The 21,353-nt window shown below is 69.0% G+C and carries 20 protein-coding genes; 2 read left to right on the forward strand and 18 right to left on the reverse strand.

Annotated elements, in window-relative coordinates:
• Positions 1-193: 193 nt before the first annotated feature.
• Positions 194-1,198, forward strand: coding sequence for a LacI family DNA-binding transcriptional regulator (locus tag ACWA15_RS13590; RefSeq protein ID WP_464055881.1), 1,005 nt, complete (start codon positions 194-196; stop codon positions 1,196-1,198).
• 22 nt (positions 1,199-1,220) lie between these two features.
• Here the strand turns inward: ACWA15_RS13590 and ACWA15_RS13595 are convergent, their stop codons facing one another.
• The 3 genes from ACWA15_RS13595 to ACWA15_RS13605 are packed head-to-tail and all read right to left on the reverse strand — an operon-like array spanning position 1,221 to position 4,896.
• On the reverse strand, positions 1,221-2,195 hold the full coding sequence (locus ACWA15_RS13595; protein ID WP_464055882.1) for a carbohydrate ABC transporter permease: 975 nt from the start codon (positions 2,193-2,195) through the stop codon (positions 1,221-1,223).
• A gap of 38 nt (positions 2,196-2,233) precedes the next feature.
• Positions 2,234-3,235: an ABC transporter permease gene (locus ACWA15_RS13600; RefSeq protein WP_464055883.1), complete on the reverse strand. Its 1,002-nt coding sequence runs from the start codon at positions 3,233-3,235 to the stop codon at positions 2,234-2,236.
• Complete coding sequence (locus ACWA15_RS13605; RefSeq protein WP_464055884.1) at positions 3,232-4,896, reverse strand: twin-arginine translocation signal domain-containing protein; 1,665 nt, start codon at positions 4,894-4,896, stop codon at positions 3,232-3,234. Before ACWA15_RS13605 ends, ACWA15_RS13600 begins: the two co-directional genes overlap by 4 nt.
• Before the next feature lie 253 nt (positions 4,897-5,149).
• Between ACWA15_RS13605 and ACWA15_RS13610 the strand changes: the two genes are divergently transcribed.
• A complete protein-coding gene (locus ACWA15_RS13610) occupies positions 5,150-8,101 on the forward strand; it encodes a glycoside hydrolase family 3 N-terminal domain-containing protein (RefSeq protein ID WP_464055885.1) in 2,952 nt (983 codons plus the stop codon).
• Between the two features lie 33 nt (positions 8,102-8,134).
• Here ACWA15_RS13610 and nucS read toward each other — a convergent pair whose 3' ends face one another.
• The 15 genes from nucS to prfA all read right to left on the reverse strand — a co-directional run bounded on the left by nucS (position 8,135) and on the right by prfA (position 21,336).
• The gene (gene nucS, locus ACWA15_RS13615) at positions 8,135-8,830 is read right to left on the reverse strand and encodes an endonuclease NucS (RefSeq protein ID WP_464055886.1); all 696 of its coding nucleotides are present in this window, start codon (positions 8,828-8,830) and stop codon (positions 8,135-8,137) included.
• A gap of 54 nt (positions 8,831-8,884) precedes the next feature.
• Positions 8,885-9,238, reverse strand: coding sequence for a DUF2550 family protein (locus ACWA15_RS13620; RefSeq protein ID WP_464055888.1), 354 nt, complete (start codon positions 9,236-9,238; stop codon positions 8,885-8,887).
• A gap of 111 nt (positions 9,239-9,349) precedes the next feature.
• Positions 9,350-9,634, reverse strand: a complete 285-nt coding sequence (locus tag ACWA15_RS13625) for a F0F1 ATP synthase subunit epsilon (protein ID WP_464055889.1) — start codon at positions 9,632-9,634, stop codon at positions 9,350-9,352.
• A gap of 48 nt (positions 9,635-9,682) precedes the next feature.
• Positions 9,683-11,170, reverse strand: a complete 1,488-nt coding sequence (atpD, locus tag ACWA15_RS13630) for a F0F1 ATP synthase subunit beta (RefSeq protein ID WP_464055890.1) — start codon at positions 11,168-11,170, stop codon at positions 9,683-9,685.
• A 102-nt stretch (positions 11,171-11,272) separates the two neighbouring features.
• Positions 11,273-12,175: a F0F1 ATP synthase subunit gamma gene (locus ACWA15_RS13635; protein ID WP_464055891.1), complete on the reverse strand. Its 903-nt coding sequence runs from the start codon at positions 12,173-12,175 to the stop codon at positions 11,273-11,275.
• A 3-nt stretch (positions 12,176-12,178) separates the two neighbouring features.
• The gene (gene atpA, locus ACWA15_RS13640; protein WP_464055892.1) at positions 12,179-13,813 is read right to left on the reverse strand and encodes a F0F1 ATP synthase subunit alpha; all 1,635 of its coding nucleotides are present in this window, start codon (positions 13,811-13,813) and stop codon (positions 12,179-12,181) included.
• 87 nt (positions 13,814-13,900) lie between these two features.
• Entirely contained in the window at positions 13,901-14,713 is an 813-nt protein-coding gene (locus ACWA15_RS13645; protein WP_464055893.1) for a F0F1 ATP synthase subunit delta, read from the reverse strand.
• The gene (locus tag ACWA15_RS13650) at positions 14,713-15,297 is read right to left on the reverse strand and encodes a F0F1 ATP synthase subunit B (protein ID WP_464055894.1); all 585 of its coding nucleotides are present in this window, start codon (positions 15,295-15,297) and stop codon (positions 14,713-14,715) included. The genes ACWA15_RS13645 and ACWA15_RS13650 overlap by 1 nt, the downstream gene beginning before the upstream one ends.
• Positions 15,297-15,527 (reverse strand): ATP synthase F0 subunit C, encoded by a 231-nt coding sequence (locus ACWA15_RS13655; protein WP_066464947.1) that lies wholly within the window; start codon positions 15,525-15,527, stop codon positions 15,297-15,299. Before ACWA15_RS13655 ends, ACWA15_RS13650 begins: the two co-directional genes overlap by 1 nt.
• Before the next feature lie 124 nt (positions 15,528-15,651).
• The gene (atpB, locus tag ACWA15_RS13660) at positions 15,652-16,527 is read right to left on the reverse strand and encodes a F0F1 ATP synthase subunit A (RefSeq protein WP_464055895.1); all 876 of its coding nucleotides are present in this window, start codon (positions 16,525-16,527) and stop codon (positions 15,652-15,654) included.
• Between the two features lie 142 nt (positions 16,528-16,669).
• The gene (locus tag ACWA15_RS13665; RefSeq protein ID WP_464055896.1) at positions 16,670-17,203 is read right to left on the reverse strand and encodes a hypothetical protein; all 534 of its coding nucleotides are present in this window, start codon (positions 17,201-17,203) and stop codon (positions 16,670-16,672) included.
• On the reverse strand, positions 17,200-18,324 hold the full coding sequence (locus tag ACWA15_RS13670; protein WP_464055897.1) for a glycosyltransferase family 4 protein: 1,125 nt from the start codon (positions 18,322-18,324) through the stop codon (positions 17,200-17,202). The genes ACWA15_RS13665 and ACWA15_RS13670 overlap by 4 nt, the downstream gene beginning before the upstream one ends.
• Entirely contained in the window at positions 18,321-19,121 is an 801-nt protein-coding gene (locus ACWA15_RS13675) for an L-threonylcarbamoyladenylate synthase (RefSeq protein WP_464055899.1), read from the reverse strand. The genes ACWA15_RS13670 and ACWA15_RS13675 overlap by 4 nt, the downstream gene beginning before the upstream one ends.
• Entirely contained in the window at positions 19,118-20,245 is a 1,128-nt protein-coding gene (gene prmC, locus ACWA15_RS13680; protein WP_464055900.1) for a peptide chain release factor N(5)-glutamine methyltransferase, read from the reverse strand. The genes ACWA15_RS13675 and prmC overlap by 4 nt, the downstream gene beginning before the upstream one ends.
• Before the next feature lie 5 nt (positions 20,246-20,250).
• Positions 20,251-21,336: a peptide chain release factor 1 gene (prfA, locus tag ACWA15_RS13685; RefSeq protein WP_464055901.1), complete on the reverse strand. Its 1,086-nt coding sequence runs from the start codon at positions 21,334-21,336 to the stop codon at positions 20,251-20,253.
• Between the last annotated feature and the right edge of the window lie 17 nt (positions 21,337-21,353).

Consider the following 21,353-nt stretch of genomic DNA (forward strand, 5'->3'; position numbering starts at 1 on the left):
CCAGCCCCCCACCGCGCGTCGTGTCGCCCGTCGTCGTCGACACACCGGGCGGTCTGAGTCGAATCGCTTCCGCACGGGGTGCTCGACACCCTAGGCTGGTGACCTGCACGTTCCGCACGCTCAGACGTCCCCGGCCACCCTGGCGGCTCGGGCCGCCTGCTCGTCCCACCGATGATCGAACAGGGAGTTCCCAGTGGCCACGATCGACGACGTAGCCCGGACCGCGGGTGTCTCCACCTCGACCGTCTCCTACGTGCTGAGCGGCAAGCGACCGATCTCCGCCCCGACCCGTCACCGCGTCGAGAAGGCGATCCGTGATCTCGGGTACCGCCCGCACGCCGGCGCCCGGGCCCTGGCGTCGAACCGCACGAACGTCATCGCCCTCATGGCGCCGCTGCGGGTCGACGTCAACGTCAACGTCATCATGCAGTTCGTCACCGGGGTGGTGACCAGCGCACGGACCTTCGACTACGACGTGCTGCTGCTCACCCAGGACGACGCCGCCGGCCTGGACCGGGTGGCGAGCGGGTCGATGGTCGACGCGCTCGTGGTCATGGACATCGAGGCCGACGACCCGCGGATCCCGGTGCTCGCCGGGCTGCGCCAGCCGACCGTCCTCATCGGCCTGCCGCGCCAGCCGCAGGGGCTGAGCTGCGTAGACCTGGACTTCGACGGCGCCGGGCACCTCGCGGTGAGCCACCTGGCTGCGCTCGGACACACCCGGATCGGCCTGATCGGCTCCCCGCACGCCGTCCTGGAACGCCACACGAGCTACGCCGAGAGGCTGCTGCGCGGCTTCCGGACGGAGGCCGCCGAGCTCGGCGTGCGTGCCGTGGAGATCTCGTGCGAGTCGTCCCAGACCGGAGCGGTCGACGCGGTCGACGCGCTGCTCTCCGAGATGCCTGATGTCACTGCCGTCGTCGTCCATAACGAGGTGGCCCTCCCCTATGTCGTCTCTGCTCTGCGTGAGCGTGGATGCAGCACCCCCGAGAACATCTCGGTCCTGGCTGTGTGCCCGGCCGACGTCGCCGACGCCCAGCCGGTCCCGCTGACCTCGATCGACCTGCCGGCGTCGGCGATCGGCCGGGTCGCGGTCGAGATGACGATGGCCCGTCTCGACCACGACCAGCCGGCCGAGACCCGCCTGCTCACCCCGCACGTCGTCGAACGGGGTACCACCCTCCCGCCGCGGGCTTGAGCCCACGGCGGGAGGCGCGGCCTCAGCCCTTGATCGCCCCGAAGATGACGCCCTTGGTGAAGTGGCGCTGGACGAAGGGGTAGACGAGGAGGATCGGGACGATGGCCAGGACCATGACGGCCATCTGGATCGGCAGCCCGGTCACCGCACCGGAGGCGACGTCGACCTGTCCGGTCCCGCTCCCGGGCAGGGTCACGCCCTGCAGCACGTAGGAGCGCAGCACGAGCTGGAGCGGCCACTTCTCGTTGTCGTTGATGTACAGGATCGCGTTGAAGAACGCGTTCCAGTAGCCGACGCCGTAGAAGAGGGCGACCACGGCGGTCGCCGCCTTGGACATGGGCAGGACGATCGCGCCGAGCACCCGCCAGTCCCCCGCGCCGTCGATCCGGGCCGCGTCGAGGATCGCGGGCTCGATCCCCATGAAGAAGTTCCTCAGGATGAGGACGTTGAAGGCCGAGACCGCACCGGGCAGGATGAGCGCCCAGTAGGAGTCGATCAGACCGAGCTCGCTCACCAGCAGGTAGGTCGGGATGAGACCCGCCCCGAAGAACATCGTGATGAGGAAGACGAAGAGGATCGGGCGGTGACCGATCGAGTTCGACCTGGAGAGCCCGTAGGCGGCCAGGATCGACACGATCGTCGAGATGGTGGTTCCCACCGCCGTGATCCCGACGCTCACGAGGGTGGCTCGGGTGACGATCCCCCCGCTGAGGATCTGCTTGTAGGCGTTGATCGTCATGTCCCCCGGGACGATGACCAGCCCACCCGCCCGGATGGTCTCCGCCTGGGTCGACAGGCTCGTGAGCACGACCGTGTAGAGCGGGAAGACGACCACGAGGACCATGATCGCGAGCGTGAGGAACTTGGCGGCCGCACCGACCGCGCTGGGCGGCTCCTCCCAGATCGGGCGGTCGGGTGAGTCGTAGAACCGGCGCTTGCGACGGGGGGCCTGGGGTGCCCCGGATCCGCGTCGCCCGTCCAGGGCATCTTCTGGCATGACAGCCGCGTCGGCTGACAGCACTGGCGTCTGTCCGCTCATGCTCGTTTGTACACTCCTGATTCACCGAAGACGTGGGCCAGCTTGTTCGCGCCGAGCACGAGGCCCAGGCTGACCACACCCTTGACCAAGCCTGCGGCGGCCGCGAAGCTCCAGTCCCCGTAGACGACACCTTGGTAGTAGACGAAGGTGTCGATGACCTCGGAGACCTCCGAGCCCACCGCCCCGCGCTGGAGGATGAGCTGCTCGAACCCGACCGTGAGCGAGTCGCCCAGGCGCAGGATGAGCAGCAGGATGATGACGGGCTTGAGCGCGGGGAGCGTGATGTGCCACATCCGCCGCCACCGGTTCGCGCCGTCGACCGCAGACGCTTCGTAGAGCTCGGGTGAGACGGTGCTCAGCGCGGCGAGGAAGATGATGATTCCCCATCCGGCGTCCTTCCAGACCGACTGCATCGTGATGAGCACCAGGAAGGTGTCCGGGTTCGTCATGAGGTCGAAGCCCTCATACCCGTGCGAGCGCAGCGTCTGGTTGACGAGGCCCGCACCGCCGAAGATCTGCTGGAACAGCGTCACGACCAGCACCCAGGAGAAGAAGTGGGGCAGGTACACGATCGACTGGATCGTCGTGCGGATCCGGGGCGTGACGACCGAGTTGAGCAGGAGCGCCATGACGATCGGGATCGGGAAGAAGAACACCAGCTGGAACGCCGTGATCGTCAGGGTGTTCCCGACCGCGTTGAGGAACAGCGGGTTGCTGAAGACCCGTTCGAAGTTCTCCCAGCCCACCCACACGCTGTTGATGAACCCGGTGTAGGGAGAGTATGCCTCCCAGGCGATGATGTTCCCGAGCATCGGGACATAGGCGAAGACGACGAGCAGGAGGACCGCAGGCAGGGTCATGATGAGCAAGGAACGGTCACGGCGCAGCCGCAGCCGCCACGAGATCTTGCGGACCGCCACCGGCGGGGAGACGGGCTTCGTCTCCCCACCGGCGTCGGGAGCAGGCGGCGTACGCCGCCGGAGTGCGGGGAGCGTCACTGGGCGTCCAGGATGTCCTGGTAGAACGCGCGGAGCTCGTCACCGCCTGAGGACTTCCACGTGCTCACGGCCGCGTCGAGGTCCGTGATCGCCTTGCGGCCGCGGGAGATGTCCTTCTCCAGGTCGACGAAGGGCTGACCGATCGAGGCGTACTGCTGGGGCTCGGAGATCTGCTGACCGTAGAACGCCGGGTCGGCGAGGTACTTCGAGGCCTCGGTCTGCCAGGTCGAGGAGGCCTCGACGAAGCCGGGGAACTGCACCCGGGTGTTCGCGATGGGTCCGTCGACGAGGAAGATGTAGGTCGGCTGGAGCTCGGTCGCGGCGAGCTCGGTCGGCACCGGCAGGCCGTCGGAGCCCTTGGTGTAGTGGACACCCTCGACCCCGTTGGCCACGAGGTCGAACTCGGTGGTCCCGAAGGGTGCCGCGAGGACGTTGGCGAGCCCCAGCAGCTCCTTGATCCTGGCCTCGTCGTCGGACTTCTTGAGGAAGGAGAAGATGTTCGCGGGGTTGCCCTTGTACAGGACCGGCGTGGTGCCGTCGGCCGCGAAGGCGGGCAGCGGCTGCTGCCAGTAGGCCGGGTTGCTCGCGAGGTTGTCGCGCAGCGCCTCGTGCCAGGAGCCGAGCCCGTCGTTCATGATGAGCGACTTCCCGGCCTGGAAGCGCGCCTTCGCCTCGCCGCTCTGGTCGGCCACGGCGTCGGGGTGGACTGCGCCGGAGGCGAAGAGCTTGGCGTTCCACTCCAGCGCGGCGCGGTACTCCTCGGTCTCGACACGGTGGATGAGCTTGCCCGCGTCGTCGATCTTCCACTTCGGCGGCACGGAGTGGATGATCGCTGCCGTGTTCCACAGGTCCTCGGCGCCCCACCGGCCCGCGTCGGCGTCGGTCAGCTCGAGCGCGAGAGCGAGGAGGTCGTCGCCGTTCTTGATGGAGGGGGTGATCCCCAGCCCGTCGAGCACGTCCTTGCGGTAGAAGATCGCGTCGGTGATGACCTCACCGGGGAAGGGAAGCCCGTAGAGCTTGCCGTTGAAGACGCAGTACTTCCAGGCGTCGGAGGGGATGTTGGCCAGGTTCGGGTAGTCCTTGACCTTGTCGCCGGCGAGGAACGGCGTGAGGTCCTGGAACACGTTCCCGACGATCTCGCTGCCGAAGCGCGGGGGCAGGTTCCACGAGGGCACGCAGACCCAGTCCGGCACGTCCTTGGCCGAGGCGAGCACCGTGGCGAGCTTGTCGCCGTAGGTGTTCCCGTCGGTGATCTGGAAGTCGATGCTCGAGCCGAGCATCTCGTTGACGGCCGCGTAGTACTGGTTCCCGCTCTTTGGCGGGATCGTTCCCCACAACGGCGTCATCGCGGTGTACGTCTGACCCGTGCCCGGTGCCTTGGCGACCGACTGGACGAGGGAGTCGGGCAGGCTCGTGAAGCCGGGCGTCGACCCGTTGACGCTCGGGAAGTCCGGGGTGACGTAGTCCTTGGGGATGAAGCTGGGGATGACGTCGCCGATCGGCCCGGCCGGCCCGGTCGGGCTCGTGGACGCGGCGTCACCGCAGGCGCTGAGCAGCGACGGCACGCCGATGACGGCGGCGCCAGCGGCGAGCATACCGAGGAACGAGCGTCGATTGATCGGGGCTTGCATGAGCCGGTGACGATCTGGGCTGGTGTTCATGAGGCGTCCTTCACTCCCTTGTGGGTTACGCAGCACGTCGGTGTGCTCGATCTGAGTCGCAATTTCACCGTCGAAGCGATTCGACGAAACGGACTCTACGTCAGATCATTACGGCTGACAAGAGGTTCACGGGAACGCGTCCATCACGATTTAGGCTGATGGAAGGCCGATTGTTGTAGAACTTCTTCAATCGACTGGTCATCGAACCGTTTCGAGCGCTAGCCTGTCCATCACCCGAACGAAGGAACCTACCGTGGGACCCCAGGCAGACGACGAAGTCCAGCCCCAGACCGCTCCGACCGTCACCCAGCGCGCCCGAGCCCTCGTCGCGCAGATGAGCCTCACCGAGAAGCTCGCCCTCGTGCACCAGGTGAGCCCGGGCATCGACCGGCTGGGCGTGGCCCCCTTCCGCACCGGGACCGAGGCCCTGCACGGGGTTTCCTGGCTCGGCACAGCAACCGTCTTCCCGCAGCCCGTGGGCCTCGCCGCCACGTGGGACACCGAGCTCGTCCAGCGGGTCGGCGACGCCGTGGCCACCGAGATCCGGGCCAAGCACGCCGCGGACGCGTCGGTGAGCCTCAACGTGTGGGCCCCCGTCGTCAACCCCCTGCGCAACCCTTTGTGGGGACGCAACGAAGAAGGGTTCTCCGAGGACCCGTGCCTGACCGCGCAGATCGCCACCGCCTACGCCCGTGGCCTGCGCGGGGAGCACCCGGTCTTCTGGAAGACGGTGCCCACCCTCAAGCACTTCCTCGCCTACAACAACGAGGCCGACCGCTCGGTGACGTCCTCGCAGATGCGCCCCCGGGTGCTGCACGAGTACGAGCTCCCCGCCTACCGCGGCCCCGTCGAGGCCGGGGTGATCGGGGCGGTCATGCCGTCCTACAACCTCGTCAACGGCCGCCCGAACCACGTGGCCAAGGAGCTCCTCGACGAGCTGCGCAGCTGGACCGAGCAGTCCCTGCTCGTCGTCTCCGACGCCGCCGCACCCACCAATCTTGTCGAGTCGGAGCGGTACTTCTCCACCCATACCGCCTCCCACGCCGCCTCGCTGCTCGCCGGCGTGGACTCCTTCACCGACAACGACGCGAACGCGGGCCCGACGACGCAGCGCCTCACCGCCGCGCTCGAGGCGGGGCTGATCGCCGAGTCGGACATCGACACGGCGGTCACCCGCCTCCTCGAGCTGCGCCACCTGACCGGCGAGTTCGACGCCGCCGCGGACCCGTACGCCCACATCGGGGCAGACGCGATCGACCTGCCCGCCCACCGAGCTCTCGCGCGGGAGGCCACCGCGCGCGGCGTCGTCGTCCTGTCCAACGAGGGTGTGCTCCCGCTCCTCGCCCCCGACGGCGCCGCCCCGTCCCGGGTCGCGGTCGTCGGACCGCTCGCCGACCGGGTCCTGCACGACTGGTACTCCGGGACCCCTCCCTACCGTGCGGGACTCGGTGGCGCGCTCACCGCCCGGCTGGCAGCCTCCGTCGTCGAGGTGGTCGACGGGTCCGACCGGGTGGCCCTGCGCGCACGCAGCACCGGGCGCTACCTCGCGGTGCCGGCTGAGGCCGTCGCCGCCGCCGCCACAGCCGCGGGCCAGAGCGCCGCTGCGGGTGAGGGTGCGCCCGCGGTTCTGCTCGCCGACTCCCCCGGCTGCCCGGCGGCCGCCCAGTTCGACGTGACCGACTGGGGCGACGGCGTCGTCACGCTGCGGTCGGTGGCCACCGGGGCGCTGGTCACCGGGAGCTCGTGGATCCTGCGTGCCGATGCCACGCGGGTGGGCGGCTGGGTCGCCCAGGAGACCTTCCGGCTCCACCGTCACGACGACGCCAGCTGGTCCCTCAAGCACATCGCCTCCGGGAAGTGGCTGCGGGTGCAGACCGAGTCCGGCCTGGCCGTCGCGGAAGCCACCTCCCTCGCCGAAGCCGAGCGCTTCGACCTGCGCACCATCGTCTCGGGCGAGGTGGAGGTGGCCCGCGCGGCCGCCGCAGCCGACGTCGTCGTCGTGGCGGTCGGGAACGACCCGCACATCCACGGTCGGGAGACCGAGGACCGTCCCGGGCTGGACCTGCCGGCCGCCGCTCAGGCGGTGTGGCGCGCGGCCTACGAGGCGAACCCACGGGCCGCGCTCCTCGTCGTCTCGAGCTACCCGTACACCCTCGGGTCGATCGCCGACCAGGCGGCGGCCGTCGTCTGGACCTGCCACGCCGGTCAGGAGCTCGGCCCTGGGGTCACCGACGTGCTCGTCGGCGACGTCGAACCCACCGGGCGGCTCGCACAGGCCTGGGTCGCCGAGCTCTCACACGCCGGCGACGTCCTCGACTACGACATCATCGCCGCGCGCTCGACGTACTGGTACAGCCCGCACGCACCGCTCTACGCCTTCGGCCACGGGCTCACCTACTCCTCGATCGGCTACTCCGACGTCGCACTGTCCACCGCCGTGGTCGACGCCGCTGTCATCGATGCCGCCGCGCACACCACCAGGACCGACGTGCCGCGAGCGGTCGAGCTCACGGTGACGGTGACCAACACCGGGGCCCGGACCGCGCACGAGGTCGCCCAGGTCTATGTCCTCGACGACAGCGGCACCGGCCGGGCGGACACGCCTGTGCGCCGGCTCGCCGGGCACACCCGGGTGGCCCTCGCGCCGGGCGAGAGCGCGCGGGTCACGATCGGCGTCGACCCGGCGGCGCTGGCCACCTGGGACGTCCGCTCCGGCCACCTGCGTGTCGAACCGGGCCGGCACACCCTCGGCGTCGGCTCCTCGAGCGTGGACCTGCCCCTGCACGCCGTTCTCGAGGTGACGGGACCTGCCCCGGCCCCCTTCCCGGCCCTGGGGGCCACGCTGCGCGCGGCCGACTTCGACTCCTCCGCGCACACCGTGATCGCCGAGGAGACGCCGCTGCTGGGCGACGCCGTCCAGCTCGCCTCGGGCTGCCACACCGGGTGGGTCGAGTTCGCCGACCTGGATCTGCACGGTGTCCAGGAGATCGTGCTGCGCTCCGCCCGCCTGCGCCCCGGTGTGGCGACCGTGGCCCTGGACGGCGGACCGGGCCTGCGCCCGGTGCGGCACGAGGTGCCGTCCGGGAACGGCCGCTACGACTGGCAGGACGCGAGCGTGCCGGTGGCGTCGGGCGACCGGGGACCGGGGCCCCTGCGAGTCCTGCTGACCGGAGCCGCCCGGTTGTCGACCGTGACGTTCAGGTAGCCGACCTGCTCGTCCGGGACGGTTTCAGACCGCTCAGAACAGGCGCGCGTCTACGTCGTCGACCCCACGCATGGCGTCGTAGTCGAGCACGAGGCAGGTGATGCCGCGGTCGGTCGCGAGGACGCGGGCCTGGGGCTTGATCTCCTGGGCCGCATACACGCCCCGGACCGGCGCGAGCATCGGGTCCCGGTTGAGCAGCTCGAGGTAGCGGGTGAGCTGCTCGACACCGTCGATGTCACCGCGGCGCTTGATCTCGATCGCCACGCTGGCCCCCGAGGCGTCCCGGGCGAGGATGTCGACGGGGCCGATCGCCGTCGGGTACTCGCGCCGGATGAGCGTGTGGCCGGCGCCGACCAGCTCGATCTGGTCGGCGAGCATCGCCTGCAGGTGCGCCTCGACGCCCTCCTTGATCAGGCCCGGGTCGATCCCCAGGGCGTGGGAGGAGTCGTGGATGATCTCGTGCAGCTCGATCTCCAGGCGGTCGTCGCTCTTGGCGTGCTGGACTGCCCAGACCTCGCTGACACCGCGGGCGACCGCTTCGGAGTCAGGCACCGTGACAGCCATCGAGCACGGTGGGCTCATCCAGTTCAGCGGTTTGTAGGAGCCTCCGTCGGAGTGCAGCAGGACGCTGCCGTCCGCCTTGACCACGAGGAGCCTCGTGGCGAGCGGGAGGTGAGCGGCGAGCCGTCCCGTGTAGTGGGCCGAGCACAGGGCAACGACAAGACGCACAGCAGACTCCTAGAGAAGGTCGTTCACCGGCGTCGTGGGACGCCGGGCCACCCATCACACCACGAAGTGGCGGGAGCTGGGTGGGGCGGACTCGAGCCAGGAGGCGAGCCCAGAATAGGCTTCCGGGGACATCGTGAGGTCGAAGCCCTCCGATCCGTGCCGGCAGTGGACGAGGAAGAGATCGGGTCGTCCTGGACACACCAGCGGGACCCGCCCGGACACGGAGAAGGACCCGCGCAACCACTCGTAGGTCGGGCGGACAGCGAGGGACCGGGACTGCCACCACACGAGCCGGTCCGCCCGGTAGACACCGAACCCGGAGCGCCACAGCCTGCCCGACGCCGACCCGGAGGCCGCCTCGGTCGTGAACCGCAGCCGCGACTCGAAGGAACCCACGTGGTGGGACAACGCACGAAGTCGTGAGAACCCCAGCCCAGCCACGAGCAGGGCTGCCAGAAGCAGTCCTACCAGTGTCCAGACCAGGATCCCCACGACTTCGTCAGTGCTCCGCAGCTGGTCTCAGCGTGCCGCGGTCGCGATGGCTACATCGAGCTCGGCTGAGTCGACCACGATCGTGATCACGTCGTCGTCCACCGAGATGAATCCACCCGAGACGGAGACGTTGACGTCCGCCCCGCCCGTTCCGTGGATCTTCACGTGCCCCCTGCGCAGGACCGCCAGCAGCGGCGAGTGACCGACGAGGATGCCGATGTCACCGTCGGCGGCCGGTGCGGTGACCAGCCTCGCGGTGCCCGACCAGACCTTCCGGTCGGCCGCGACGAGGTCAACTTCAAGCTGTGCCACGTGCTACTCCTGTGATCGTTGGGATGCCGCCAGCGGGGAAGGACAGCGTCAGACGCCGTACTCCTTCTGGATCCGTGCCCAGTTCCGCTCGAGGTCCTCGAGGCCACCGATGTTGAAGAAAGCCTGCTCCGACATGTGGTCGAAGTCGCCGTCCGCGATCATCGAGAAGGCCTCGATGGTCTCCGACATGGGCACCGTGGAGCCCGGGACGGAGGTGAACTGCTCGGCCATGTACGTGTTCTGCGAGAGGAACTGCTGGATACGACGGGCGCGTGAGACGACCGTCTTGTCCTCCTCGGAGAGCTCGTCGACGCCGAGGATGGCGATGATGTCCTGCAGCTCCTTGTTGCGCTGGAGGATCTGCTTGACGCGCGTCGCGGTGTCGTAGTGCTTCTGGCCCACGTAGCGCGGGTCGAGGATGCGCGACGACGAGGCGAGCGGGTCGACGGCCGGGTAGAGCCCACGCGAGGCGATCTCACGGGACAGCTCGGTGGTGGCGTCCAGGTGGGCGAAGGTCGTCGCCGGTGCCGGGTCGGTGTAGTCGTCGGCCGGGACGTAGATCGCCTGCAGCGAGGTGATCGAGTGACCACGCGTGGACGTGATGCGCTCCTGGAGGAGACCCATCTCGTCGGCGAGGTTCGGCTGGTAGCCGACCGCGGACGGCATGCGTCCCAGCAGCGTCGAGACCTCGGAACCGGCCTGTGTGAAGCGGAAGATGTTGTCGATGAACAACAGCACGTCCTGCTTCTGCACGTCGCGGAAGTACTCCGCCATGGTGAGCGCGGAGAGCGCGACGCGCAGACGCGTGCCTGGCGGCTCGTCCATCTGGCCGAACACCAGGGCGGTCTGCTTGATGACGCCCGACTCTGTCATCTCCTCGATGAGGTCGTTGCCCTCACGGGTCCGCTCCCCCACACCGGCGAAGACGGACACACCGTTGTGGTTGTTCGCCACGCGGTAGATCATCTCCTGGATGAGGACGGTCTTCCCGACGCCGGCGCCACCGAACAGGCCGATCTTTCCACCCATGACGTACGGGGTGAGAAGGTCGATGACCTTGATGCCGGTCTCGAACATCGTCGTCTTCGACTCGAGCTGGTCGAAGGCCGGCGGCTTGCGGTGGATCGGCCAGCGCTCGGTGATCTCGATCTTCTCGCCGGGCTTGGCGTTGAGCACGTTGCCGGTCACGTCGAAGACGTGACCCTTGGTCACGTCACCGACGGGCACGCTGATGGGCGCACCGGTGTCGGTGACGACCGCGCCGCGGACCAGACCGTCGGTCGGCTTGAGGGCGATCGCGCGGATGAGCGAGTCTCCCAGGTGCTGAGCCACCTCGAGGGTCAGCACGAAGTTGGCGTCACCCTCGCCCTCGCCCTGGGCGGAGAGGTCGATCTCCACCGTGAGCGCGTTGTACATCTCGGGGATGGCATCGGCTGGGAACTCGATGTCGACGACGGGACCGATGACGCGGGCCACACGGCCCACGCCGGGTCCGGCCTGTGAGCCGGCCGTGGCTTCGACGGACGTGGCGGTCATTTCTGGCCTCGCTTCGCTGGGCCGGAGGTGACTCCGGCAGGGACTGTGCTGAGTGATGAAGCTGTGACGATGGCGCTGCTGCTCTTGGTCATCATGCGCCGGTCAGGAGGCCGCAAGCGCGTCAGCGCCCGAGACGATCTCGCTGATCTCCTGGGTGATCTCACCCTGACGCGCCTGGTTGGCCAGACGCGTGTACATGCGGATGAGGTCCTCTGCGTTCTCGGTGGCTGTGTGCATCGCCCGCTGACGCGAGGCGAGCTCGGAGGCAGCGGCCTGGAGCAGGCAGCTGAAGATTCGGCTGCGCACGTACCGTGGCAGCAACGCGTCGAGCACGTCCTCGGCCGAGGGCTCGAAGTCGTACAGCGGCAGTGTCTGCGTGTGCGACTCACCGACCGGTGCGACCCCGTCGACGATCTCGAGAGGCAGCATGCGGATGACCCGGGGACGCTGGGTCACCATGTTGACGAACTGCGTGAACACGATGTGCAGCTCGCTGACACCCTCGGCGTCGTCCTCGGCCAGGAACGCAGCCAACAGCGTGTCCGCCATCGCCTCGGCCTCTACGGCGTCGGGACGGTCGGAGTCTCCCGTCCAGGATCCGGTGATCTCGCGACCGCGGAACTGGTAGTAGGCGAGCGCACGACGTCCGCTGACGTAGAGAGCGATCTCCTTGCCCTCGTCCGTGAGGCGCCCGATCAGCGCTTCGGCCTCCCGGATGGCGCTGGCGGCGTATGCCCCCGCCATGCCGCGGTCCGAGGCGATGACGAGGACCGCGACCCGGTTGTTGCCCTCGCGATCGGACGTCAGCGGGTGCTTGACGTTCGAGTGCGTGGCGACCGCCGAGACAGCACGGGTGATCGCGACCGCGTACGGCAGAGACGCAGTGACGCGGGCGCGGGCTTTGCCGATGCGAGACGCTGCGATGAGTTCCTGAGCACGGAACATCTTCTTCAGCGACTGCGTCGACTTGATGCGCTCTTTGAAGACGCGCTGGTTACCGGCCACAGGTCACGCCTTCTTCTGACGGACGATCTGCTCCTGCTCGACAGGCGCGGACTCGTCAACCGTCTCGTCATCGCCACCGACGAGCGGAGAACCGTCGCCCTTGAGGAAGCCGTTGCGGAACTCGTCGACGCCGGCGGACAGAGCCGCCTCGGTGGCGTCCTCAAGCTTGCCGGTCGTGGCGATCGTGGTGAGCACGTCGGTGTTGCGTCGCAGGTGGTCGATGAGCTCGGTCTCGAAGCGGCGCACGTCCTCGAGGGGCACGTCGTCGAGCTTGCCCTTGGTGCCGGCCCAGATCGAGGCGACCTGGTCCTCGACCGGGTACGGGTTGTACTGCGCCTGCTTGAGCAGCTCGAGCAGACGCGCACCACGGTTGAGCTGGGCGCGGGACGCGGCGTCGAGGTCCGAGGCGAACATCGCGAAGGCCTCGAGCGAACGGAACTGCGCGAGGTCGAGCTTGAGCGTTCCCGAGACCTTCTTCATCGCCTTGATCTGCGCGGAACCTCCGACGCGCGAGACCGAGATGCCCACGTCGACCGCGGGACGCTGGTCGGCGTTGAACAGGTCGGACTGGAGGAAGATCTGACCGTCGGTGATCGAGATGACGTTGGTCGGGATGTACGCCGAGACGTCGTTGGCCTTCGTCTCGATGATCGGCAGGCCGGTCATCGAGCCGGCACCCAGCTCGTCGGAGAGCTTGGCACAACGCTCGAGGAGACGGGAGTGCAGGTAGAAGACGTCACCGGGGTAAGCCTCACGGCCCGGCGGGCGACGCAGCAGCAGCGAGACCGAGCGGTAGGCCTCGGCCTGCTTGGACAGGTCGTCGAAGATGATGAGGACGTGCTTGCCCTCGTACATCCAGTGCTGGCCGATGGCCGAGCCGGTGTACGGAGCGATGTACTTGAACCCGGCGGGGTCGGAGGCCGGAGCCGCGACGATCGTCGTGTACTCGAGCGCGCCTGCCTCTTCCAGGGCGCCGCGCACGCCGGCGATGGTCGAACCCTTCTGACCGATCGCCACGTAGATGCAGCGCACCTGCTTGGTCGGGTCGCCGGTCTCCCAGTTCGCCTTCTGGTTGATGATCGTGTCGATCGCGATCGCCGTCTTGCCGGTCTGGCGGTCGCCGATGATGAGCTGACGCTGTCCACGCCCGATCGGGATCATCGCGTCGATCGCCTTGAGGCCGGTCTGCAGCGGCTCGTGCACGGACTTGCGGGCCATGACGCCCGGAGCCTGCAGCTCGAGGGCGCGGCGGCCCGTCGTGACGATCTCGCCGAGACCGTCGATCGGTGCGCCCAGCGGGTCGACGACGCGACCGAGGTAGGCGTCGCCGATGCCGACGGAGAGGACCTCTCCGGTGCGGCGCACGAGCTGACCCTCTTCGATCCCGGTGAACTCACCGAGGATGACGACGCCGATGAGGCGCACGTCAAGGTTCAGCGCGAGGCCGAGCGTGCCATCTTCGAATCGCAACAGCTCGTTGGCCATTGCGCCCGGAAGACCTTCCACCTGCGCGATGCCGTCACCAGCCTGAACTACCCGGCCAACCTCTTCGGTGACGACGGTCTCAGGCTTGTAGGACTTCACGAAGCTGTCCAGCGCGGCCCGAATTTCCTCGGGCCGGATCGTCAGCTCAGCCATTGCTTGTCTCCTGTCGTGGCCGCATGTGCGGTCGAACTTTCATGTCTGTGGAACCGGACGGTGCCGGCGGTGCGGAGCGGAAGGCGCTCACCCTGCAAGGCGTCGCCGAGCATCGGCGAGGCGGGCCAGCACCGTGGAGTCCACGACGTCCGACCCGATCTGGATGCGCAGACCGCCGACAACTGCTGGGTCGACGGTCAGGTCGATCTGGACCGCCGAGCCGTAGGCCGACTCCAGCAGGCCCGCGAGGCGGTCCAGCTGGGACTGGCTGAGCTCGCCGCCGGAGGTGACCGAGGCCACGATGCGGTTCCGGCGCGCTGCGGCCATCCCGCCCACCCGCACGAGTGCGGGAACGAAACGTTCCCCGCGCGGGACGCCGGTCGCCCGGCGGCAGATGGCGATGGTCACCGGGTCGGCCTTGCCGACGAGGATGTCGTCGACGAGCTTGATGCGCCGGGCCGGGTCCGTCGAGCTGTCCGAGAGGGCCTGACGGACCTCACGCTGCCCCACGAGCCCCCGGGTGATCCGGAACAGCTGCGACTCGACCTTCTCGAGCACCCCGCGCGCCTGCGCCGACGCCAGGTAGGCGTCGATGCCGAGCGTGTCGACGGCGTCGGTGAGGTCGCGCTCGGAGAACCACCGCGAACGGGCGAGGCCCTCGATGATGTCGACCGTGCGCGGGTCGAAGTCCTTCAGGAGGGATCGGGCAAGGTCTGCCTTGTCCTGAGCCGGACGTGACGGGTCTGCAAGAGACCGGCGCAGCGCCCCTGAGGCGTCGAGAGCGTCGACCACGGCGAACATCTGATCGCCGATGGTGTGGGCCTGCTCCCCTGCCGCTGCCAGGACCGGCTCGAGCCGGTCCTGAGCTGCGTGGAGAGACGCCAGGCTGGTCCCTCGCATCACTTCCCCTTTGGTGCGGTGGTCAGAGCCGAAGCCTCGAGCTCATCGAGGAAGCGGTCCACGACACGCGACTGACGGGCGGTGTCCTCGAGGGACTCCCCGACGATCTTGGAGGCGAGCTCGGTCGCGAGCACGCCGACGTCGTTGCGCAGCGAGATCGCTGCTGCCTGACGCTCGGCCTCGATCTGACGCTGAGCCGTCTCGAAGATCCGTGCTGACTCGTCGCTCGCCTTGCTCCGGGCCTCTGCCACGATCGCGACGCCCTCGGAGCGCGCATCCTCGCGGATCCGAGCAGCTTCGGTGCGTGCCTCAGTCAGCTGCGCCTTGTACTCGGCGAGCAGAGCGTCGGCCTCGGCCTGCATCGTGGCGGCCTTGCTCAGCCCGCCCTCGATCTTCGCCGTGCGCTCATCGAGGATCTCGGTGAACTTGGGGAGGACGAGCTTGTAGAACATCCAGGCGATCGGGATCAGGACGACCGCAGACCAGATGATGTCGTACGCGGCGGGCAGGAACAGGTCGATTCCCTCAACCTCTTCGCTCCCGGTCGCGGCCAGGAGGGTCCCGGCTGCCGTCAAGGCAGTCATCAGAACAGGAAGCCTGCGACGATGCCCAGCAGAGCGAGGAGCTCGACGAACGCGACACCGATGAACATGGTGGTGCGGAGCTGGCCGGCGACCTCAGGCTGGCGTGCCATGCCCTCGACGGTCTTGCCGATGAGGATACCCAGGCCGATACCCGGGCCAAGCGTCGCCAGACCGTAACCGACCGTGGCGATGTTTCCGGTGAGCTCGGCGAGAGTGGTGGTGGTGTCCACTGGGGTGTTCCTTCCGTTGGGCGCCCCGTCGGGGCGTCATGTGGGACGTGCTACGCGGAGAAAAGTGTGGGGTACTGCGGTGGAGCGGTGCTGCTGTGCTACCAGGTGGCACGGACGGCGGGCGTCAGTGCTCCTCTTCGATCGACATCGAGATGTAGACCGCGGCGAGCAGCGTGAAGACGTAGGCCTGCAGCGCCGCGACGAGCAGCTCGAAGAGAGTGAAGCCCAGGCCTGCGGCGAGGGTGACGACACCCATCGCCTTGAGCGCGCCGGTGGCCTCGACAAAGAAGAAGTTCGTCGCCGAGAAGCACAGGACCAGCAGGAGGTGACCGGCGATCATGTTGGCCGTGAGTCGCAGGGCGAGGGTCACCGGCCGGAAGACGAAGACCTGGAGGATCTCGATCGGGGTGATGAGGATGTAGAGGAACCACGGCACGCCCGGCGGGAAGAGGCTGATCTTGAGGAAGCCTCCGATCCCGAACTTCTTCATGCCCGAGCTCAGGTACACGACGTACACCCAGAGCGCGAGCAGCGCCGGCAGCCCGAAGAGGGACGTCCCGGCGATGTTGAGGAGCGGGATGATGCCGGTGATGTTGAAGGCGAGGATCGCGAAGAAGATCGTCGTCAGCATCGGCAGGTACCGTCGCGCGTTGTGACCGAGGATCTCGTCGGCGATCTGGACCCGGACGAAGTCCAGGGCCATCTCGGCCACGTTCTGGCTGCGACCGGGGACGAGCTTGGCTCGGCGGGCGGCGAGGACGAACAACCAGATGAGAACGACCGCGGCGATGACTCGCACCAGCATGATGCGGTTGAACTCGAAGATCGAGTCCTCGAAGAAGATGGCCGTCGGGAAGAACTCCGTGATTGACGGGGGATGGAATCCGCCGTCCTCACCGGAGGCGGCGAACTGCGTAATCGTCGCTAAGGTGGACAGAGGAAGCTCCCGGTCGTCGTGGTCTGCGTGGCGCTGGCGGCTTCGCGTGCGCGCACAAGGCAAACCTGTCCGTCATGGATTGTAAGAATCGTAACCCACAGCCGGCCGTGTCGGTGACGGCATCTCGCGGAGCAGACCCTCGAGATCTTCGCGTTCGGGCACCTGCATGGCCGACGATCGGCCGGCTGCCCGGCCGCGGACCCGGTCAGCGCGGGGGCTGGTTCGTAGTCGCGCCGGGAGTCACGTAGGGCTGTCGTCCGCGGATGACCGAGAGCATGTCGAGGGCGGCCGAGCCGACCACTCCGACCAGGACGATCACCGCGAAGATGAGGTGGTGGTAGAAGTCCATCTGGCCCAGGACCGCAAGGATGACGATGAGGACTGCCATCTTCGCGATCCACCCACCGAGCAGCACCGCCATGGTGATGTTCGGTCCCTTGTCAGCGGTGTAGAGCATCGAGGCGATGGTCGTCCCGGAGAAGATCAGCGTCACCCCGACCCCGAGGAGCGCGGCCCAGACACCCGACGCCCCGGCGACGAGCGCGCCGATCCCGACCCCGAGGACCGTGAGCACGACGAGCATGATCAGGGTCGCGCGCAGCGCGGAGGTGAAGATCTCCTTGGTGACGTGAGCCGGGACGACCGGGATCGCTGGGGTGTCGGTGGGTTCGGTGGAGTCGCCCGAGGCCGGTGGCTCGTCCGGTGAGTTCGGCGGCGTGTGAGAGTCATGGGTGCTCATGAGGTCTTTCCTTCTGGGGTGGCGCCGATGCGGGCGCTGCGCCCGCGCAGCGGGCCGAGGGTGAGGGCGATCGAGATGACGACGGCGAGCCCGAGCCCGACGGCGACCGTGCGCCAGGGCGCGATGACCAGTGCCGCGGCCCCGAAGGAGAACACTGCGCTCCACAGGTACATGATGATCACCGCGCGGGGATGGGAGTGGCCCAGCTGGAGCAGCCGGTGGTGCAGGTGCATCCGGTCGGGGTGGAACGGGGACTTCCCGGCGAGCAGTCGGCGCACCACCGCCAGGCCCATGTCCAGCAGCGGCAGCAGGATCACCGCCATCGGCAGCAGGATCGGGATGAAGGCCGGGATCGACTTGCCGCCGGAGGTCTGCGAGGGGTCGATCTGTCCGGTGACCACGATCGCGGCGGCGGCGATGGTCAGCCCGAGGAGCATCGAGCCGGAGTCCCCCATGAAGATCTTCGAGGGGTGGAAGTTGTGCGGCAGGAAGCCCAGGCAGGCCCCGACGAGCGCCGAGATCACGACCGTGGCGAGGTTGGAGTAGTCGGTCGGGCTCGCGTCGATGGTGAGCAGGTAGGTGTAGGCGAAGAAGCCGGTGCCACCGATCGCGATCATGCCTGCGGCAAGGCCGTCGAGCCCGTCGACGAAGTTCACCGCGTTCATCGCCACGACCACCACGAGGACGGTCACGACGAGGGAGAGCCTGCTCGACCCGATGGTCAGCCCACCGATCGGGATGGTGATGAGCTGGACCCCCTGCCAGGCCATGAACCCGGCCGCGAGGACCTGCCCGACGAGCTTGGTCATCCAGTCGAGGTCCCAGATGTCGTCAGCCACGCCGAGCAGGCAGACCATCGCACCGGCCCCGAGGATCACCCAGGCGGTGTCGGAGGCCGCGAAGACCCCCTCCAGGAAGGGCATCTTCGACGCGAAGAGCAGGGCCGCAGCGATACCGAGCAGCATCGCCACCCCGCCCAGACGCGGCGTCGGGATGGTGTGCACGTCACGCGCGCGGACCGCGGTGACGGCCCCGGTGCGGATGGCGAGCCACCGGGCGAAGGGAGTGAGCAGGAACGTCACTGCCGCCGCGACGAGCATGACCAGGAGATAGACCCTCACCCGGGGGTGTCCTGACGGTCGGTGGCCGACGCGGCGCGAGGGGTCTCGGCTGCCGCGCTCTCCTCGGGCGGTGCGGCTGTGGGTGCATCTGTGGGCGCATCTGTGGGTGCGTCCGCCAGCGCGCCCTCCACCGGCAGGTCTTCGACCGGGGCGATCTCTTCGACCGGCGCGACGGCGTTGAGCTCGGCGAGCGAGATGGCCCCGGCCCGCACCATGCGCAGCACCGGTCCGGTCGCGTCGACGATCGTGGAGGCCACTCCCCCGGGGGCGTCGCCCGCGTCGAGGTAGACCATCACCGAGGCGCCCAGCTGGGCATGGGCGTCCTGCGCGGTGAGCGCCGCAGGTGATCCCGTCCGGTTCGCGCTCGAGACGGCCATGGGCCCGGTCCGGGCCAGCAGCGCGAGGGCGGTGGGATGGTCGGGCATGCGCAGCGCGACGGTGCCGAAGGTGTCCCCGAGGTCCCAGGCGAGGGAGGGCTGGGCGGTGAGGATGAGGGTGAGCGCGCCGGGCCAGAAGCGGGTGGCGAGGGAGCGGGCGGCGTCGGGCACGTCGGTCGCGAGGCCGTCGAGAGTGGCGAGGGATCCCACCAGGACGGGAGGCGGCATCTGCCGGCCGCGTCCCTTGGCCGCGAGCAGGGCGGCCACGGCGTCGGGGTCGAAGGCGTCGGCGCCGATGCCGTACACGGTGTCGGTGGGCAGGACCACCAGACCGCCCCGCTGCACGACGTGGACAGCCTCATCGATGGAGGGACCCCACACGGACGGGTCGTGGGCAGGGCGGATCGCGGACGTACTCACGGGTGAGAGTCTTCCACGACCGGGGAGCCGTTTCGACGAGCCACCACCATCCGTGGGCGACCGGTGAGGTCGAGGCGGGTCGTGGCCGGGTCGAACAGGCCGGTCTCGGCGACCATCGCGCGGGCCGCGTCGTCCTGCACCTCGGCGTGCTCCATGACGTAGAGCCCCCCTGGTGCGAGCAGTCGCGCGGCCGCGCGGGTCACCCCGCGGGGGACCTCGAGCCCGTCCGGTCCCAGGCCGTAGAGCGCGACCGCGGGGTCGTGGCGGGCCACCTCTGGATCCTTGGGCACCGCGTCCGGGGGCACGTACGGAGGGTTGGAGACGACGACGTCGCACGTCCCGTCGAGCTCGGCGAACGCGCGTCGGGCGTCCCCGCGGACCAGCACCACGTGCGCGCCGGACGCCGACGGGTGGGCCGCGACGTTGCGCTGGGCCCAGGCGAAGGCGTCGGCGTCGAGCTCGACCGCGTGCACCCGGGTGCCGGCGACCTCGGTGTGCACGGCGATCGCGATCGCACCCGACCCGGTGCACAGGTCGACCACGAGGGCGTCTCCGCGCTCGGCGACGACCCGGCGCGCCTCGTCGACGGCGACCTGGGCGACTGACTCGGTCTCGGGACGCGGCACGAAGACGCCAGGACCGACGGCGAGCTCGGTGTGCCTGAAGGCGGCCGAGCCGGTGAGGTGCTGGAGCGGCTCGCGGTCCGCGCGACGAGCGACGAGCTCGAGGAAGCGACTCGCGGCCGAGTCGGCGGGGCTGGGGGCGCTGGCCGAGTTGGTAGGGCTGACGGCCTCCCCGGTCCGCGTGGCTCCGAAGACGTCACGGCCGAGCAGCACGGCGTGGGTGAGGTCGGCGCGGCTCAGTCCGCAGACGTGCGCGAGCAGCAGCTCGGCATCCACCCGCGCCGAGTCGATGCCTGCCGCGGCGAGCCGGGCGGCCGCCGCCCGGAGGATCCGGCCGGCGTCCTGCGGCGCGGCGTCCTGCGGCGCGGCGTCCTGCGGCGCGGCGTCCTGCGGCGCGGCGTCCGCGTTCTGTGCCGCGTTCTGTGCCGTGGCGAGGGCTGGGACGGTGTCAGCGAGATCGCTGCCGACGTCGACCGGGTTCAGCGGAGCGTCCGGGGACATGCCGATCAGCTTCCGGCGGCAGCCAGCCGGGCTGCCTCGTCCGCCTCGATCGCCGAGCGGACGACGGGTTCGAGGTCGCCGTCGAGCACCTGGTCGAGGTTGTAGGACTTGTAGCCGGTGCGGTGGTCGGCGATGCGGTTCTCGGGGTAGTTGTACGTGCGGATCCGCTCGGAGCGGTCGACCGTGCGGACCTGCGAGCGGCGGATGTCGTTCGCCGCAGCGGCCTCCTCCTCCTGGCGTGCGGCCAGCAGGCGGGCCCGCAGCACGCGCATGGCCTGCTCCCGGTTCTGCAGCTGGGACTTCTCGTTCTGCATCGACACGACGATCCCGGTGGGGACGTGGGTGATGCGCACCGCGGAGTCGGTCGTGTTGACGGACTGACCGCCCGGACCGGAGGAGCGGTAGACATCGATGCGCAGGTCGTTCTGGTCGATCTCGAGCTCACCGACGTCCTCGACCTCGAGGAAGACGAGCACCCCCGCGGCGGAGGTGTGGATGCGGCCCTGCGACTCGGTCACCGGCACCCGCTGGACGCGGTGCACGCCGCCCTCGTACTTGAGGTTGGCCCAGGCCCCGTCCTCAGGGGCGACGGTGCCACGTGCCTTGATCGCGACCTGGACGTCCTTGTATCCGCCGAGGTCGGACTCGGTGGAGCCGAGGATCTCGGTCTTCCAGCCGCGCCGCTCGGCGTAGCGCAGGTACATCCGCAAGAGGTCACCTGCGAAGAGAGCGGACTCCTCGCCGCCCTCCCCCGCCTTGATCTCGAGGATGACGTCGCGACCGTCGTCGGGGTCGCGAGGAACGAGGACCCGGCGTAGCTTCTCGGCGGCGGCGGCGGCGACCTCGTTGAGGGCCGGCAGCTCCTGGGCGAAGGAGGCGTCCTCCGCGGCAAGCTCGGCGGCGGCCTCGGCGTCTTCGCTCGCAGCGTGCCAGCTGCGGTACGCCGCAACGACCTGGCCGAGCTCGGCATACCGGCGGCCCAGGGTGCGGGCACGGGCCGCGTCGGCGTGCACGGACGGCTCGGAGAGCTGCTGCTCGATCTCGGCATGCTCGGCGAGGAGCGGCTCCGCCGCTGCAAAAGACTCGTTCATCGGATCGGTTCCTCGCT

It is taken from the genome of Sanguibacter sp. TS_SC_8 (genome assembly GCF_055361235.1).